Here is a 15,191-nt window from a genome sequence, read left to right as displayed (position 1 = left end):
CCCAGGTCACATCACTTGTCCGGACAAGCTTGGCCGGGTTTGAGAGAATGGTTGCAGACGCCAGCTATTGATCGGAGCATCATGAACCACCACCCGACGAAGACGACGTTGCCGGGGATCGGGACGCGGTACGACCTGGTCACCGAGGCCGGTCAGCACGTGTCGGTGGTGGTGCACAACGACGGGCGCCGGTTCCTCGGCTTCCATCATCCGGAGGACGACGACGCGTGTCAGGCGTCGGTCCCCTTAGGCCAGAGCGAGGCGGCCGCGCTCGCGCAGTTGCTGGTACCGGAGCGGATCGACCCGGTCCGCGGCGAGATCGAGATCGACCTGGTCACCGAGCACATCCCGGTGACCGCCAAGTCGCCGTACTCCGGCCGCACGCTCGGCGACACCCAGGCGCGCAGCCGTACCGGCGCCTCGATCGTCGCGGTACTGCGTCGTACCGGGGCGACGCCGTCGCCGACGCCGGACTTCCGGTTCGCGACCGGGGACACGCTGGTCGTGGTCGGCACCCGTGAAGGTGTGGACGCCGTGGCCGAGCTGATCGCGGGGGGCTGAGCATGCACGAAGACATCACCGCCCTGCTCATCGAGCTGGGCGCGGTCATCCTTGCCCTGGGCATCCTCGGACGGATCGCCGGGCGTCTCGGGTTCTCGCCGATCCCGTTGTACCTGCTGGCCGGGTTGGCGTTCGGGCACGGCGGGATCCTGCCGCTGGCCGCGAGCGAGGAGTTCGTCGCCACCGGGGCCGAAATCGGTGTGATCCTGCTGCTGTTGCTGCTCGGGCTCGAGTACACGGCGTCGGATCTGGTCGGCACGCTGAAGACGCAGTACGTCTCGGGTGCGGTCGACTTCGTGCTGAACGCGTTGCCCGGGGCGGCGGTGGCGTTGCTGCTCGGCTGGGGTCCGGTCGCGGCGGTCGCGCTGGCGGGTGTCACGTGGATCTCGTCGTCGGGTGTGATCGCGAAGGTGGTCGGGGATCTCGGGCGGCTCGGTAACCGGGAAACCCCTGTGATCCTTGGGATTCTGGTGCTCGAGGACCTGTCGATGGCGGTGTACCTGCCGATCCTCACCGCGTTGCTCGCCGGGGTCGGCCTGGCCGGCGGAAGTATGACGTTGCTGATCTCGCTGGGGACCGTGAGCGTGGTGCTGTTCGTCGCGCTGCGGTACGGGCGGGTGATCAGCCGGGCGGTGTCGTCCGACAACCCGGAGATGTTGTTGCTCGTCGTCCTGGGGCTGACGTTGCTGGTCGCGGGGATCGCGCAGCAGTTGCAGGTGTCGGCGGCGGTGGGTGCGTTCCTGGTCGGGATCGCGTTGTCGGGTGAGGTCGCGCATGGTGCGCGCAATCTGCTCAGCCCGTTGCGGGACCTGTTCGCGGCGGTGTTCTTCGTGTTCTTCGGGTTGAGCACGGACCCGCGGCAGATCCCGCCGGTGCTGGCGGTCGCGTTCGGCCTGGCGGTCCTCACCGCCCTGACGAAGGTGGCCACCGGCTGGTACGCCGCCCGCCGCGCCGGCATCTCCCCCGCCGGCCGCTGGCGCTCCGGCGGCACGCTGGTGGCCCGCGGCGAATTCTCCATCGTCATCGCCGGCCTCGCCGTCGGCGTCGAACCGAACCTCGGCCCCTTGGCCACGGCGTACGTCCTGATCCTGGTAATCCTCGGCCCGGTCGCCGCCCGCTACACCGAGCCCTTGGCCCATCGCCTCACCCGGAAACCGGCAACCCCCACCGGACCACCCGGCGACCCCACACCAGCCACCCAACCAGTCCCACCCGTGGCGGCCGGGACAGCCGAGACCGCCGAAGCAGCCGGAGCGGCCGGAGCGGCCGGGCGGACATCGCCGGATGAACCAGCCGGACAGCCCGGAACTCCGGCGGCAGCCGAACGCCTCGGCGACGCAGCGAACACCCCCGGCTGAGCACCCCGCACCCGACCAGCCCGGCGCCGGCCCGCGCCTGAACGCCCAAGGTTGCCCCTCCAACTGGAGGGTTGCCCCCTCAAATTCTCAGTGGGCAACCCTCCAGTTCGGTGGATGCCCCCTGAACTGGAGGGTTCGCCGCCGGATGCGGATGAGCGCGGACGGGTGCGGCGGTGTGGACGCGTGCCGCCGGGTGCGCGGGGTGTGCCGGCCGCCGGCTGGCGTGGCGGACGCGGCAGGCGTCGGCGGACGCGGCAGGCGTCGGCGGGTGTGGACTGGTGCGGCGGGCGGGTCAGTGGGCGCGGTTGCCGGCGGCGGCCTGTTCGACTGTTTGCTGGATGCGGCGGGCTCGGGTTTCGGGGCGTTTGGCGAGGGTTATCCATTCGAGGATGGTGCGGCGGGCGGACGGCGGGAACGACCGGAAGGTCTCGTCCGCCGCGGGGTCGGCTGCCAGGGCAGCCTGGAGGTCGGGTGGAACGATCAGGTTCTGGGCGTCGGCCAGCAGGTCCCAGGTGCCGGTGCGGCGGGCGTGGGCCACCAGTTCCTCGCCGGGCGGCATCATCAGGCCGGCCTCCGTCAGGCGCTCGACGCGTTCGCGGTTCACCTTGCTCCACGTACTGCGCGGGTTCCGCGGCGTGAAGCACTGGTACGTCGTCCGCTCGTCGCGGCGGACCGTCTTGCTGTCGATCCACCCGAAGCACAACGCGTGCTCGACCGCCGCCGCGAGGTTCAGGCCCTCCTGATCGCGGTGGACGACGAGCCACACGGACCGCTCGCTCCGCCCGTGCGCGTCCAGCCACGCGCGCCACTCGTCGATGCCGGCACACTGCAGAGCCTCGTCGTCGTTCATGACACCAGCATGCGCCCGATAAGTGCTCACCAAGTGAGCAGTTTCAATCCTCCTTCATGATCCAGCAGCGCCCGCTTCCGCTCGACGCCCCCGGCGTACCCGGTGAGGCTGCCGGTCGACCCCAGCAGCCGGTGGCACGGCACGATGATGCTGACCGGGTTCTTCCCGTTCGCGAGCCCGACCGCGCGCGCCGACTGCGGCTTCAGCCCGAGCGCCCCGGCGAGACCGCCGTACGTCGTGGTCTCGCCGTACGGGATCTCCTGCAACGCCGTCCAGATCCGCCGCTGGAAGTCCGTGCCGGCCAGCCGCAGCGGTACGTCGAAACTCGTGCGCCCGTGGTGGAAGTACTCGTCGAGCTGCTCCGCCACCGCGGGCAGCGCCGAGTCGTCACGGTCGCCGAACAGCGCCTGCTCGGGCCGGTACCGCTGCTGATCCATGTACAGCCCGGTCAGCTCGCCCGCGTCGGTCCCGACCAGCGTGAGCGGACCGAGCGGGCTGTCGACGACGGCGTACGTCACCGGGTGGACTCCCACTGCGCGCGGCTGATCCGGTAGAGCACATGCCGCTGCAGCCGATGCCCCTGCGGCAGCCGCACGTGGTCGAAGTCGCCCGGCTCGTCGTGCAGCATGCCGATCCGCTGCATCACCCGCTGCGACGGCAGATTCGTGGTCGCGGTGAACGACACGATCTCCTCCAGCCCGCCCGGGCCGAACCCGTGCGCCAGCGCGGCCCGCGCCGCCTCGGTGGCATATCCGTTGCCCCAGGCACCTTTCGCCAGCCGCCAGCCGATCTCGACCGCCGGCATGAAGTGGGCCTCGAAACTCGGCACCGACAGCCCGGTGAACCCGATGAACTCCCCGGTCTCGCGCACCTCCACCGCCCACAGCCCCCACCCGCGCTCCTCGATGAGCGGCAACTGCCGGTCGATCAGCGCGTCGCTCTGCTCCCGGGTCTGCGGGGCCAGGAAGTGTTCCATCACCGCCGGATCCGCGTTCAGCGCCGCGAACGGCTCCCGGTCGGAGTCCCGCCAGTTCCGCAGCAGCAGCCGGTCGGTGGTGAGCTCGGTCATGAAGCCTCCGCAGGGATCGTGTTGATCGGGTGTTCGCCGGTGGCCCACAGGTACTGCACGGCGTACGCGCGCCAGGGCCGCCACGCGCGGGCGTGGTCGGTGAGGAGTTTGGGGGCCTCGGGCAAGCCTAGATCACGCGCGGCGTACCGGATCCCGAGATCGCTGGCGACGAAGGCGTCCGGGTCGCCGAGCGCGCGCATCGCGATCGACTCGACCGTCCACGGCCCGATCCCGGGCAGCGCGCTCAGCTGCTCGCGCGCGCGATCCCAGTCCGCGCCCGCGCCGAGGTCGATCTCCCCCGCGGCCAGCGTCGCGATCAGTGTCGTGAGCGTCGTACGGCGGGACTTCGGGAACGCCAGTGTCTCCGGGTCGAGGGCGGCGAGCGCCTGCATCGTCGGGAACAGATGCGTGAGCCCACCGGCCGGATCCTCGATCGGCTCGCCGTACTGCAGGACGAGCCGGTGTGCGTGCGTCCGCGCGGCGGCCGTCGACACCTGCTGGCCGAGCACCGCCCGTACGGCGAACTCCTCGCCGTCGACCGTGTGCGGGACGCGCCGGCCCGGCGCCTTCGCGACCAGCGGCGCGAGGACGGGGTCCGTGCTGAGCAGGTCGTCGACCGCGACCGGGTCCGCGTCGAGGTCGAGCATCCGGCGGCAGCGGCTGATCGCGATCGCGAGGTCGCGCTGGTCGGTGAGCGAGAGCTGACAGGCGATGTGGTCCGGCAACGGTCGCAGCGCGACGACACCATGGCCGTGCGGAAGGCGCAGCGTGCGGCGGTAGTGGCCGTCGCGCCACTCCTCCACACCCGGTACGCCGGTCGCGATGAGGTGCCCGAACAAGTTGTCGGGCGTCAGGGGCGCGCGGAACGGGAGCCGCAGCGAGATGGTGCCGGGCGCCGCGACCGACGTACCCCTGCGCGCCCGGCGGCGCAGCTCCGTCGGGGACAGCGCGAAGACCTCCTGCACGGTCTCGTTGAACGTCCGCACACTGGAGAACCCGGCGGCGAACGCGACGTCGGCCATCTGCAGCTCGCTCGTCTCGATCAGCAGCCGCGCCGTCTGCGCGCGTTGCGCCCGGGCGAGCGCGAGCGGGCCGGCGCCGAGCTCGGCCTGGAGCTGCCGCTGCACCTGCCGCACGCTGTAGCCGAGCTTCCCGGCGAGACCCGGTACGCCGTCGCGGTCGACGACGCCGTCCGCGATCAGGCGCATCGCGCGGGCCACCAGGTCGGCGCGGTCGTTCCACTCGGGCGACCCCGGGCTGGCGTCCGGGCGGCAGCGCTTGCAGGCGCGGAAACCGGCCTGCTGCGCGGCGGCCGCGCTCGGGTAGAACCGCATGTTCTCGACCTTCGGCGGCACCACCGGACAGCTCGGCCGGCAGTAGATCCGGGTGGTCAGCACCGCGGTGAAGAACCACCCGTCGAAGCGCGCGTCCTTGGACTGGACCGCGCGGACGCACCGTTCCCTGCACTCGTACACGCCCTCCAGCATCCCTGCCGCCACCGACAGTCGCTAGCGGATTTGCGACATGGAGGTGGCGGGCCGGTTCGCGGTTTCGCGACGCCAGGATCCGGTGGCGGATTTCCGCGAGCTTCGCCGGCTGCCGGCGGCTGGACTGGAAGGCATGAACGCACTGAACAACAAGTTTGCACTGGTGACCGGCGGCAGCCGCGGGATCGGCGCGGCGACCGCGATCGCCCTCGCCGAGCAGGGCGCGGACGTCGCGATCACCTACAACACGTCCGCGGACGCCGCGGCGACGGTGGTGAAGGAGATCGAGGCGCGGGGGCGGCGCGGGTTCGCGTTCGCCGTGGACGCGGGTGACGCGGTGGCGGTCGGAGACGTCGTACGGCGGGCCGCTGATGCGCTGGGCGGCCTGGACATCCTGGTCAACAACGCCGGGGTCGGCGCGATCGCCCCGATCGGCGACCTCTCACTCGAGGACCTCGACCGGGTGCTGGCGGTCAACGTCCGCGGGGTGTACGCCGCCACGCAGGCCGCCGTACCGCTGCTGTCCGACGGCGCCCGCATCATCCACCTCGGCAGCTGCGCCGCGGAACGCGTCACCTCTCCCGGTATGACGCTCTACGCGATGAGCAAGGCGGCGCTGGTGGGTCTCAGCAAGGCCCTCGCCCGCGAGCTCGGCGGCCGCAACATCACGTCGAACGTCGTCCAGCCCGGCCCGACCGACACCACGATGAACCCCGCCGACGGCCCGTACGCCGAAGCCCAGATCGCCGACCTCGCCCTCAACCGCTTCGCCAACCCCACCGAGGTGGCCAACGCCATCACCTACCTGGCCGGCCCGCACGCCGCCTACCTCACCGGCACCACCCTCACCATCGACGGCGGCCACACCGCCTGACTCACCACCACACCCCTACCGCCACGGCGCCTCGGAGGATTGTCGATGGCACCGCGTAGCGTCCAGCGCATGAAGTTCTCGGTGACGGTGGGGGCTGTGGGGGTGGGTCGTGATCCGCGCGGGCTGGCCGAGCTCGCCCGCGCGGTCGAGGACTCCGGGTGGGACGCGTTGTTCCTGGAGGACTATCTCGTGTACCAGGGGGACGCTTCGCAGCCGACGTACGATCCGTGGATCTGCCTGGCGGCGATGGCGACCGCTACCCAGCGGATCCGGATCGGGACGACCGTCACACCACTGCCCCGGCGGCGGCCGTGGAAGGTTGCCGCCGAGGTGGTGGCACTGGATCACCTGTCCGGCGGGCGGATGGTCCTCGGGGTGGGGAGCGGGGATGGAGGCGACCCGTTCCTCGACCGGCGGAGCCCGAAGGTGCTCGCGGAGATGCTGGACGAAGGGCTCGCGATCATCGACCGGCTGTGGACGGGTGAGCCGGTGAGCTTCAGCGGCCACCACTACACGCTGGAGGACGTGCAGCTGACCGCGCGGCCGGTGCAGGAGCCGCGGGTGCCGGTCTGGGTGGGAGGCAATCTGTCGGTGCCTGCCGTACGGCGGAGGGTTCTGCGGTGGGACGGGTCCTGCGCTTACCAGCGACCGGAGGAACTCACACCGGACGACGTACGGCGACTGCGGGCCGACGCCGGCGCGGAGTTCGACGTGAAGGTGAGCGGGGGTGATCCGGCGCGGTTCGCGGAGGCGGGTGCGACCTGGTGGGGGCGGTGGATCCCGCCGCTGCCGGTCGCGGACACGCTGGCGATCGTGCGTCAGGGACCGCCGCTGCTCTGAACCGTTGACAGCGGGGCGGGGCGGGGAGAGACTGCGGGTGATTTTGAACGTTCAAACCCGTCGGAGGCGCCGTGGCCACGTTGAAGCAGGTCGCTGCGCACGCCGATGTGTCCGTGCAGACCGTGTCGAACGCGCTGAACGCCCCGCATCGGCTCCGCGCGGACACGCTCGAGCGCGTGAACCGCTCGATCGAGCTGCTCAACTACCGGCCCAATCGTAACGCCCGCAGCCTGCGCACCAGCGCGGTCGAGCTGATCGGGTACTGCGTGCCCAGCTGGCCGAACCAGACGCACCTGGTGATGGACCAGTTCCTGCACGCCCTGTGCGCGGCCGCCGAACGCACCGGCCGGCACATCCTGCTGTTCACCGCACCGGCCGGCGTCGACGGCATGCCGACGTACGAGGATCTGCACGCGCGCCGGATGGTCGACGGGTTCGTGCTGTCGCAGACCGAGACGCACGATCCGCGGCACGCCTGGCTCAAGGAGCAGGGCATCCCGTTCGTCAGCTTCGGCCGGGTGTGGAAGGAGAGCACGCAGCCCGGCCCGTGGGTCGATGTCGACGGCGCGGGCGGTTCGGCGATGGCGGTCCGGCACCTGCACGAGACCGGTCGCCGCCGGATCGCCTTCCTGGGCTGGCCGAAGTCGTCCGGGCTGGCCGACGACCGGGCGTCCGGCTGGCGCGACGCGTGCAAGGCGCTCGGCCTGCCGACCGCCGGGCTCGTCGTACGGTGCCACGAGGACAGCATCGAGGCCGGCGCCCGTGCCACCGCGCAACTGCTCGACGGCGGCCGGGAGGTCGACGGGATCGTTGCCTTGAGCGACATTCTCGCGCTCGGCGCGCTCCGCGAGCTCGGCCGCCGCGGGCTCACCGCTGGCCGCGAGGTCGGCGTCACCGGCTTCGACGACTCGCCGCTCGCCGAGGTCGTCTCCCCCGGCCTGACCAGCCTCCGGCAACCGATGGACGAGATCGCCGGGGAGCTGATCACGATCCTGACCGGCCCCAGCGGTCCCGCCGCCGGGAAGCCGGCCGAACGTCTGCTGCAACCCGAACTGGTGATCAGGGGCAGCTCAGCCCCTGGCTGATCCAGGCGCCCCTCCCGGCGCCGCGAGAAGGAGGAACCCGCCATGACTCCCGATCCGACCAAGCGAAGTCGCCCGCGAGGCAGACCGGCACGACCAGTACGCCGGACCGCCGCCACCGCCCTGCTCGCCACCGCCACCCTCCTCGCCGGCACCGCCTCAGCCCTGGCCGACCCCACCGACACGACAGGCGCGACAGGTGCGGATGCTGCCGCCGAAACGGCCGACCGTGCTGCGGCCGCGTCCTCAGCAGCGTCAGCGTCGGAGCTGTCCGAGACGACGCGCCTCGCCGATCGTCGTTCGCTCGTCGTCGGGGACCGGGCCTACGCGATGGGCGACGAGACCGGTCTCTACCCCGCCGCCGGCTGGCACATCCGCGGTGAGATGGGCGGCTTCTGGTCGCAGCCGATCAAGCTCCTCGACGGCCTCTGGTTCGGCCTCGACGGCAACTGGCTCGGCAAACAGGTCCCGGCCGCGAAGTACACCAGCGGCCACGGCTACAGCCGGATCGAGTACCCCGGCGCCGTCGACGTACGCCGTACCGACTTCGTCCCCGACGGGATCCGCGCGACGCTCGTCGGCCTGACGCTCCGCTCGAGTACGGCGAAGACGGTCAAGCTCGACGTCGACGCGCACTCCGAACTCATGCAGTCCTACCCGTGGGGCTGGACCACCCCGAACGCCGCCACCGCGAACCTCCCGGACACCGGCGACTTCACTGCCGGCGCCCTGCGCTTCCGCGAGCAGGGCACGCCGCCGCATCCGAACGCGACCGCGCACGACTACGCCGCGTTCGTCGGATCGTCCCTGCGTCCGACGAGCCACCAGCTCGGTCCGGACCACCGCGGCCCGCAGGACCCGGCGGTGATCTGCCCGGCCGACGGTACGACGCCCGCACGCTGTGACGACTCGCTCGTCGGCAAGGGCACCGGCGGCCGACTCACGTACGACGTACCGCTCGCGGCCGGCCAGCCGAAGACGATCTGGTTCGCGGTGGCCGGCTCGGACGAGGGCAGTACGGCGGCCGCCCGCGAGTACGGCAAGGCCCTGCGCAACCCCGGCAAGTTGCTGCGGGCAAAGACCGCCGTACGCAAGCAACTCGACGCACAGTCCGTGGTGGACCTTCCTGGTGACCGGCTGCTGCAGCAGAGCGTCGAGTGGAGCAAGCAGAACCTCGCCGACTCGGTACAGGAAGCGCGCAACCTGCGGATCCGCGACGTCAACGAGGGCAAGGACTACCCGGCGCCCGTCGGTACCGTGCCGGCGGCGCGCTGGTTCGGCGCGGGCTTCCCGGACTACCCGTGGCTGTTCGCGACCGACGGCGAGTACACGGCGTTCGCATCGCTCGCCGCCGGGCAGTTCGACACCACGAAGGAGCACCTGCGGGCGCTCCGCGACATCAGCGACCTCCTCAACGACCGCAGCGGCAAGGTCGCGCACGAGGTCGTCCCGACCGGCGACGTGTACTTCGGGTCGAACCAGAGCGCGGGCAACACCGACGAGACCGTGAAGTTCCCGAGCACGGTGGCGCTGGTGTGGCGGTGGACCGGTGACAACCGGTTCCGCGACGAGATGTACGACTTCAGCGTCCGGAACCTGCAGTACGTGTACCGCGAACTGGACAAAGACAATGACGGCTGGCCGGAGGGCCTGGCCAACGTCGAGCGCGCCGGCATGGGTGTCGAGAAGCTCGACAGCACCGTGTACCTCGCCCGCGGACTGCGCGACCTCGCGGACCTGGCCGCGTCCAAGCGCGACGCGAAGGTGCGGCAGTGGGCGACCAGCCGCGCCGAGGACCTCGAGTCCCGGTTCGAGGCGCAGTGGTGGGTCCCGCAGGCGATGGGGTACGCCGACTCGGTCGACGACCCCGCGAACCCGGCGAACGACAACACGCCGATCTTCCAGCGGCACTGGATCGGTGTCACGCCGATGGAGGCCGTCCTGACCCGCCCCGGCAACACGTCCCCGCTGGCCTCGCCGGAGCACGCGAAGATCGCGCTCGACCAGCGCGAGAAGCCTTGCTACACAGGGGAATTCGGCCTCTTCCACACCGGCACCGGGCCGACGTCGGATCCGGCGGGCAACCCCGGGCCGTCGTGCGACAGCGTGGTCTCGCAGGTGAAGAGCGAGCGCGCGATCTTCGGCCTGAACACCTCGATCATGGCGGTTGCCGAGGGCAACTTCGGGCGCCTGGGCACGAAGCAGCAGCAGGTGTACACCACCGGAAACGCACGGATCCAGCTCGACCCGTCGGTCTGGGAGACGCCTGGTGCGATGCCGGAGATCGCGCCGTCGCCGGACGCCCCGGCGAACATCGGCCGGCCGTTCTACGACCGCTCGATGTCGCTGCAGGCGTGGGGCGCGTACGGCATCCTGTGGCCGGTCGTGCACCAGCAGCTCGGCGTAGCTCCCGACCTCGGCCACGGCCGGATCGCCGTCGTACCGCAGCTTCCGGAGGGCCAGCAGAAGGCGGCTGGGAGCAACATCCGGGTCGGCCGCGGCGCCGTCGACGTGTCCGCACGCCTTGCAGGCAAGGCGTTGTCGACCGAGGTGACGGTCAAGCACGTCGACGCGACGGTCACGGTCGGCGCCGTCCTGCCGGCCGGGGCATCCGTGCGGCGTGTGACGGTCGACGGCCACGCGACGCAGTACCAGCTCGTCACGACCAGTCGAGGGACGGAGGTGCGGGTGCCGGCGCGCGGTGCGCACACGGCGCTCACCATCACGCTGAAGTAAGCGTTCGACAGCCGGCCGGTGCGCACCCGTTCTGCGCATCGGCCGGCTTCCTGCTGCCGTGATCCGGTACTGCGGAGTTCTGTTGGAGGCTCGCCCAAGACACTGCGGAACGAGCGGCGAGCCCCTCCGAGTATGAGCCGGAGGGGCCCGCACAGCTGAAGGAAAGTGACGTCTCCAGCTTCCCGAGACGGGTCCGTGGAGGCCGGCAGACCCCGTCACCGGTCTACCTCGGTGGGGATCCCCACCGCGAGGGCCCTCGGTTTCCGTTCGACCCGCCGCCCCGAATCAGGAGCAGCGTGTCGACAGTTCTACCGCCGTGGACAGGGTCCGCACAACCCTTTCCAGGCAACAGATTCGGTCGTCCACAGTGGTCACGCAACCAATCCACAGAAACCGGCCGAGTTATACACACCCCCTGTGCATAACTCGGCTCAGCCCTTGGGTGGTTTGAGCGCCATCGGCCGCAGCAGCCGGTACCCGGCGTAGCCGCCGAGCACGCTCACCAGGAGCACCGAGGGTACGGCTACCGCGAGCGGTGGCCGCTGGTAGCCGAGATTGTCGAGGATGTCGGCGAGCCATTGCGCGACCAGCAGGAACTCGGCCGCGGCCGCCGGGACCAGCGCGACCGGGAGCATCAGGATCCCGCGCCAGAACCCGAACCGGACGAACGTGATGCCGAGCAGCCAGCCGCTCGCCTCGTGGGACAGGATCAGCAGGAAGAACTCGGCGAACACCAGCCCGAGCTGGGTGGTGCTGGTGAACAGGTGCGGGTTGTTCAGCTTGTCCGGCCAGCCCTGCCACGCGTAGAGGCCGCGCTCACCCTGGTAGACCACGACCCACAGCAGCGACGTCGCGACCGCGGCACCGGTGAGATAGATGCCTACGGCAACTGAGAACATCCGGCGGGTGATGCCCTGGGAGACCACCAGCGAGAAATACGCCGGGAACACGGTGATGCCGATCGCCATCGAGAAGTACTTCGGCGACTGGGTGCCGTAGTCCCAGGAGCTGCTCGTGACACCGCTCGTCAGCAGTTGGACGACGAGGCCGCCGCCGAACAGCGCCACGACCATCACCGCCCAGTACCCCATCAGCATCGGCCGCAGCCCGATCACCAGCGAGAGCAGCACCTGCCGGAGCCGGCCCCAGCTGGTCGCGCCGCGCGGCAGTGCCGTGCTCTCGGCCGTCGTACTCATCACTGGGCTCCTGTCAGGTGGACGAAGAGATCCTGCAGGCCGACCTGGCCGACCTCGAGACCGGCCGCGGCCGCCTGCGCGAGCAGCGCGGGGTCGAGGTCGCCGAGGACCGTGGTGGACTTGGTACCGCCCAGCCGTTCCTCGCCGAGCACCGTGAAACCGGCCGTGAACTCGTCGACCACCGCGGCCGGGCCGACGATCGACGCGCCGCGGCCGCGGAGCGCGTCCACCGGCGACTGGGTGACGAGGCGGCCGCGGTCGAGGATCACCACCTCCTCGAGCAGCGCGCTGACCTCGCCGACCAGGTGCGTCGAGAGCACGATCGTGCGCGGTACTTCGGTGTAGTCGGCGAGCAGCATGTCGTAGAAGAGGTTCCGGGACGGGACGTCCATGCCCAGGTAGCTCTCGTCGAAGATCGTCAGCGGGGCGCGGCTCGCGAGGCCGAGGACGACGCCGAGCGCGGACCGCTTACCGCGGGAGAGCTTCTGGATCTTCTTGTCCAGCGGTACCTCGAAGCGGTCCAGGAGGTCCGCGGCCAGGGCCGCGTCCCAGTACGGGCGCAGCGTCGCGGCGAGCCGGAGCGCGTGCTTCACCGGCACCGACCCCGGGACGTCGCCGGACTCGCGGATCAGGCAGACCCGGCTGGTGACGGCCGCGTTCTCGTACGGCTCCTGTGCCGCGCCGAGGTCACCGCCCTCGACCAGCACCCGGCCCACGTCGGGCCGCCGGAACCCGGCCAGCGTCGCGGCGAGCGTGCTCTTCCCGGACCCGTTCCGCCCGAGCAGCCCGTGGATCTTCCCCGGCGCCAGCCGCAGGTCGAGCCGGTCCAGCGCCGGCACACCGGCGAACCGCACCGACAACTCCTCGGTCCGGACAGTCAGGGCGGTGGTCATCAGGCGTCTCCGTGGGAGCGGACGTGCTGGACGATGTCTTTCAGCGGGATGCCGATCGCCTTCGCCTCGTGGATCATCGGGTCGACGACGTCGGCGAAGAACGAGTCGCGGCGGCCGGTGCGGAGCAGGTCGCGGGCGTTCGGGGCGACGAACATGCCGATCCCGCGCTTCTTGTACAGGATCCCGTCGTCGACCAGCTGCGCGAAGCCCTTGGCCGCGGTGGCGGGGTTGATCCGGTAGAAGGCGGCGTACTGGTTGGTCGACATCACCTGCTCGTCCTCGGCCAGCGCGCCGCTCACGATGTCGTTCTTGATCTGCTCGGCGATCTGCAGGTAGATCGGACTCCGGTCGTCGAACACCCTCCACCCCCTTCCTCAGTTCGTTACCTGAGTAACGAACCATAGTGCCGCCGGGGGTCAGCCGCCGGCGGCGTACGTGGCCTGCTGAAGAGACTTCTTCAGCACCGGAACGACCGGGCCGACCCGTTCCGCGAGCTGCGCCAGCCGGTCCTTGTGGTCGGCACGCTGATCCTTGGCGAGGACCGTCCGCAGGTCCGCGGTCGCCGCGAGCACCACGACGGACGCGTCACGCAGGTCGACCCGGGAGACGACGCGCGACGGCCGCAGGGTGTCGCGGGCGCCCTGCAGCACGTGGCGCCGTACCAACGGGTGCCGCAAGGTGATGCGACCGGCCGGGAAGACGCCGAGCAGCCGACGCGGCTCGACCTTGATCAGGTGCGCGCGGACGAGCTCGTCGCGAACGTGCCGGACCGTCGCCCCGCCGCGCCGGTCGATCCAGTGCCGCCAGCGCCGCGGACCGACCGCCCGCAGCTCCTCGAGCACACTCGCCAGCACCGGATCCGCCGGCGCGGCCGCGGTCGTCACTCGCGCCCGACCGCTGGCGTCGACCACGTTCCCGTGCAGTTGCAGGTCGATCAGTACGGCGGCCCGCACCACCTTCGCGAGCTTCGTCCGCGCGGTCAGCCGGCCCTTCTCCGGGTCGTAGGCGAGCAGGAAGATCCGCGCCGCCAGCGACTCCGGAACCTTGCCCTTGCCAAGAGCAACGACACGGCCGGCACCCGGTGTGCGCCTACTGGTCATCGGTGTCCTCCTTGGACGGGCGGCCGGGGCGGCGTTGCTTGCTCACGCCGGACGGCAGGCGGCCGGCGTCGGCCAGGGCACGGCGGAGCAGGTACTCGATCTGGGCGTTGGTACTGCGCAGGTCGTCGGCCGCCCAGCGCGCGAGCGCGTCGTGCACCGCGGGATCCAGCCGGAGGAGGATCTTCTTCCGTTCGACGGCCACCGGGGACTCACTGGTAGAGCGAGCCGGTGTTGACCACCGGTTGCGCGTCCCGATCGCCGCACAGCACCACCATCAGGTTGCTGACCATGGTCGCCTTCCGCTCCTCGTCCAGCTCGACCACGTCGTGCTCGGAGAGCCGGTCCAGCGCGAGCTCGACCATACCGACCGCGCCCTCGACGATCCGCTGCCGGGCCGCGACCACCGCACCGGCCTGCTGCCGGCGCAGCATCGCCTGGGCGATCTCCGGCGCGTACGCGAGATGCGTGATCCGGGACTCGATGACCCGCACCCCGGCCGCCTGTACCCGGGCGGCGATCTCCGCGGACAGCGTCTCGGTGATCTCGTCGGTGCTGTCCCGCAGCGACATCCCGCCGTCGTCGGTGTGGACGTCGTACGGATAGCTGTTGGCGATGTGCCGGACGGCGGTCTCGGTCTGGATCGCCACGAACTCGACGAAGTCGTCCACCTCGAACAATGCCTGCGCGGTGTCCTCGACCTGCCAGACCACCACCGCGGCGATCTCGATCGGGTTGCCGTCGGCGTCGTTGACCTTGGCAACGGCCGTCTCGTGGTTGCGGATCCGGGTGGAGACCTCGCGGCGCGAGGAGATCGGATTCACCCAGCGCAGGCCGTCGGTGCGGATCGTCCCGGCGTACCGCCCGAGGATCTGCAGCACCCGGGCCCGGCCCGGCGCCACCGCGGTCAGCCCGGCCGCGACGTACGCCCCCGCCAGGAACGCGAGGCTGCCGAGCGCGATCGGTACGGCGCCGCTCCCGGCACCCAGGACGACGACCAGCACTCCGCCCACCGCCAGCACGAAGGCCAGCGCCGCCATCGGCCACCCGTTGACCTGCCGTCCCGCCCGCTCGGTCACCTTCGGCACCGGCATCTCGACCGCGACATCCACCATCACACGCTCCCCTCTCGCATAGCTCAAAGGTAT

The 15,191-nt window shown here is 71.0% G+C and carries 16 protein-coding genes; 6 read left to right on the top strand and 10 right to left on the bottom strand.

The genetic code is table 11. From position 1 onward, the window contains the following. Positions 1-81: 81 nt before the first annotated feature. Both ABN611_RS18795 and ABN611_RS18790 read left to right on the top strand, forming a co-directional pair. The gene (locus ABN611_RS18795; protein WP_350281183.1) at positions 82-561 is read left to right on the top strand and encodes a TrkA C-terminal domain-containing protein; all 480 of its coding nucleotides are present in this window, start codon (positions 82-84) and stop codon (positions 559-561) included. A gap of 2 nt (positions 562-563) precedes the next feature. Beyond that, on the top strand, positions 564-1,919 hold the full coding sequence (locus tag ABN611_RS18790) for a cation:proton antiporter (RefSeq protein WP_350281182.1): 1,356 nt from the start codon (positions 564-566) through the stop codon (positions 1,917-1,919). A gap of 292 nt (positions 1,920-2,211) precedes the next feature. Here the strand turns inward: ABN611_RS18790 and ABN611_RS18785 are convergent, their stop codons facing one another. From ABN611_RS18785 to ABN611_RS18770, 4 genes are read right to left on the bottom strand one after another with little or no spacing between them, the layout of a single operon-like run. Next, complete coding sequence (locus tag ABN611_RS18785) at positions 2,212-2,769, bottom strand: YdeI/OmpD-associated family protein (RefSeq protein ID WP_350281181.1); 558 nt, start codon at positions 2,767-2,769, stop codon at positions 2,212-2,214. Positions 2,770-2,795: 26 nt separating this feature from the next. Beyond that, complete coding sequence (locus tag ABN611_RS18780) at positions 2,796-3,287, bottom strand: methylated-DNA--[protein]-cysteine S-methyltransferase (protein WP_350281180.1); 492 nt, start codon at positions 3,285-3,287, stop codon at positions 2,796-2,798. Then, on the bottom strand, positions 3,284-3,838 hold the full coding sequence (locus ABN611_RS18775) for a GNAT family N-acetyltransferase (protein WP_350281179.1): 555 nt from the start codon (positions 3,836-3,838) through the stop codon (positions 3,284-3,286). The genes ABN611_RS18780 and ABN611_RS18775 overlap by 4 nt, the downstream gene beginning before the upstream one ends. Next, positions 3,835-5,313, bottom strand: coding sequence for an AlkA N-terminal domain-containing protein (locus ABN611_RS18770; protein WP_350281178.1), 1,479 nt, complete (start codon positions 5,311-5,313; stop codon positions 3,835-3,837). The genes ABN611_RS18775 and ABN611_RS18770 overlap by 4 nt, the downstream gene beginning before the upstream one ends. 145 nt (positions 5,314-5,458) lie before the next feature. Between ABN611_RS18770 and ABN611_RS18765 the strand changes: the two genes are divergently transcribed. From ABN611_RS18765 to ABN611_RS18750, 4 genes are all read left to right on the top strand, one after another. Then, positions 5,459-6,199 carry an SDR family oxidoreductase gene (locus ABN611_RS18765; protein WP_350281177.1) on the top strand — a complete coding sequence of 247 codons (741 nt, stop codon included), beginning with the start codon at positions 5,459-5,461 and terminating at the stop codon, positions 6,197-6,199. Between the two features lie 69 nt (positions 6,200-6,268). Then, entirely contained in the window at positions 6,269-7,039 is a 771-nt protein-coding gene (locus ABN611_RS18760; RefSeq protein WP_350281176.1) for an LLM class flavin-dependent oxidoreductase, read from the top strand. Between the two features lie 71 nt (positions 7,040-7,110). Next, positions 7,111-8,124 (top strand): LacI family DNA-binding transcriptional regulator, encoded by a 1,014-nt coding sequence (locus tag ABN611_RS18755; protein WP_350281175.1) that lies wholly within the window; start codon positions 7,111-7,113, stop codon positions 8,122-8,124. A gap of 42 nt (positions 8,125-8,166) precedes the next feature. Further along, positions 8,167-10,857, top strand: a complete 2,691-nt coding sequence (locus ABN611_RS18750; RefSeq protein ID WP_350281174.1) for a glycogen debranching protein — start codon at positions 8,167-8,169, stop codon at positions 10,855-10,857. Positions 10,858-11,288: 431 nt separating this feature from the next. Here the strand turns inward: ABN611_RS18750 and ABN611_RS18745 are convergent, their stop codons facing one another. From ABN611_RS18745 to ABN611_RS18720, 6 genes are read right to left on the bottom strand one after another with little or no spacing between them, the layout of a single operon-like run. Next, positions 11,289-12,053 carry a hypothetical protein gene (locus tag ABN611_RS18745; RefSeq protein ID WP_350281173.1) on the bottom strand — a complete coding sequence of 255 codons (765 nt, stop codon included), beginning with the start codon at positions 12,051-12,053 and terminating at the stop codon, positions 11,289-11,291. Continuing rightward, positions 12,053-12,946 (bottom strand): ABC transporter ATP-binding protein, encoded by an 894-nt coding sequence (locus tag ABN611_RS18740; RefSeq protein ID WP_350281172.1) that lies wholly within the window; start codon positions 12,944-12,946, stop codon positions 12,053-12,055. The genes ABN611_RS18745 and ABN611_RS18740 overlap by 1 nt, the downstream gene beginning before the upstream one ends. Further along, positions 12,946-13,305 carry a GntR family transcriptional regulator gene (locus ABN611_RS18735; RefSeq protein WP_350281171.1) on the bottom strand — a complete coding sequence of 120 codons (360 nt, stop codon included), beginning with the start codon at positions 13,303-13,305 and terminating at the stop codon, positions 12,946-12,948. The genes ABN611_RS18740 and ABN611_RS18735 overlap by 1 nt, the downstream gene beginning before the upstream one ends. 57 nt (positions 13,306-13,362) lie before the next feature. Further along, a complete protein-coding gene (locus ABN611_RS18730; protein ID WP_350281170.1) occupies positions 13,363-14,046 on the bottom strand; it encodes a GPP34 family phosphoprotein in 684 nt (227 codons plus the stop codon). Beyond that, complete coding sequence (locus ABN611_RS18725) at positions 14,036-14,248, bottom strand: hypothetical protein (RefSeq protein WP_350281169.1); 213 nt, start codon at positions 14,246-14,248, stop codon at positions 14,036-14,038. Before ABN611_RS18725 ends, ABN611_RS18730 begins: the two co-directional genes overlap by 11 nt. A gap of 7 nt (positions 14,249-14,255) precedes the next feature. Continuing rightward, positions 14,256-15,158 carry an SPFH domain-containing protein gene (locus ABN611_RS18720; protein ID WP_350281168.1) on the bottom strand — a complete coding sequence of 301 codons (903 nt, stop codon included), beginning with the start codon at positions 15,156-15,158 and terminating at the stop codon, positions 14,256-14,258. Positions 15,159-15,191: the final 33 nt, after the last annotated feature.

Origin of the sequence: Kribbella sp. HUAS MG21, assembly GCF_040254265.1 — a bacterium.
Classification (GTDB): Bacteria; Actinomycetota; Actinomycetes; order Propionibacteriales; family Kribbellaceae; genus Kribbella.
The sequence above is the reverse complement of the archived record's forward strand: the minus strand, read 5'-3'. Positions and strand labels throughout refer to the sequence as shown.

What these genes read in the sequence shown, in the direction of transcription:
- ABN611_RS18795 (WP_350281183.1), top strand. Translation starts at nt 82, where the DNA reads ATGAACCACCACCCGACGAAGACGACGTTGCCGGGGATCGGGACGCGG.
- ABN611_RS18790 (WP_350281182.1), top strand. Translation starts at nt 564, where the DNA reads ATGCACGAAGACATCACCGCCCTGCTCATCGAGCTGGGCGCGGTCATC.
- ABN611_RS18785 (WP_350281181.1), bottom strand. Translation starts at nt 2,769, where the DNA reads ATGAACGACGACGAGGCTCTGCAGTGTGCCGGCATCGACGAGTGGCGC.
- ABN611_RS18775 (WP_350281179.1), bottom strand. Translation starts at nt 3,838, where the DNA reads ATGACCGAGCTCACCACCGACCGGCTGCTGCTGCGGAACTGGCGGGAC.
- ABN611_RS18765 (WP_350281177.1), top strand. Translation starts at nt 5,459, where the DNA reads ATGAACGCACTGAACAACAAGTTTGCACTGGTGACCGGCGGCAGCCGC.
- ABN611_RS18760 (WP_350281176.1), top strand. Translation starts at nt 6,269, where the DNA reads ATGAAGTTCTCGGTGACGGTGGGGGCTGTGGGGGTGGGTCGTGATCCG.
- ABN611_RS18750 (WP_350281174.1), top strand. Translation starts at nt 8,167, where the DNA reads ATGACTCCCGATCCGACCAAGCGAAGTCGCCCGCGAGGCAGACCGGCA.
- ABN611_RS18745 (WP_350281173.1), bottom strand. Translation starts at nt 12,053, where the DNA reads ATGAGTACGACGGCCGAGAGCACGGCACTGCCGCGCGGCGCGACCAGC.
- ABN611_RS18740 (WP_350281172.1), bottom strand. Translation starts at nt 12,946, where the DNA reads ATGACCACCGCCCTGACTGTCCGGACCGAGGAGTTGTCGGTGCGGTTC.
- ABN611_RS18730 (WP_350281170.1), bottom strand. Translation starts at nt 14,046, where the DNA reads ATGACCAGTAGGCGCACACCGGGTGCCGGCCGTGTCGTTGCTCTTGGC.
- ABN611_RS18720 (WP_350281168.1), bottom strand. Translation starts at nt 15,158, where the DNA reads ATGGTGGATGTCGCGGTCGAGATGCCGGTGCCGAAGGTGACCGAGCGG.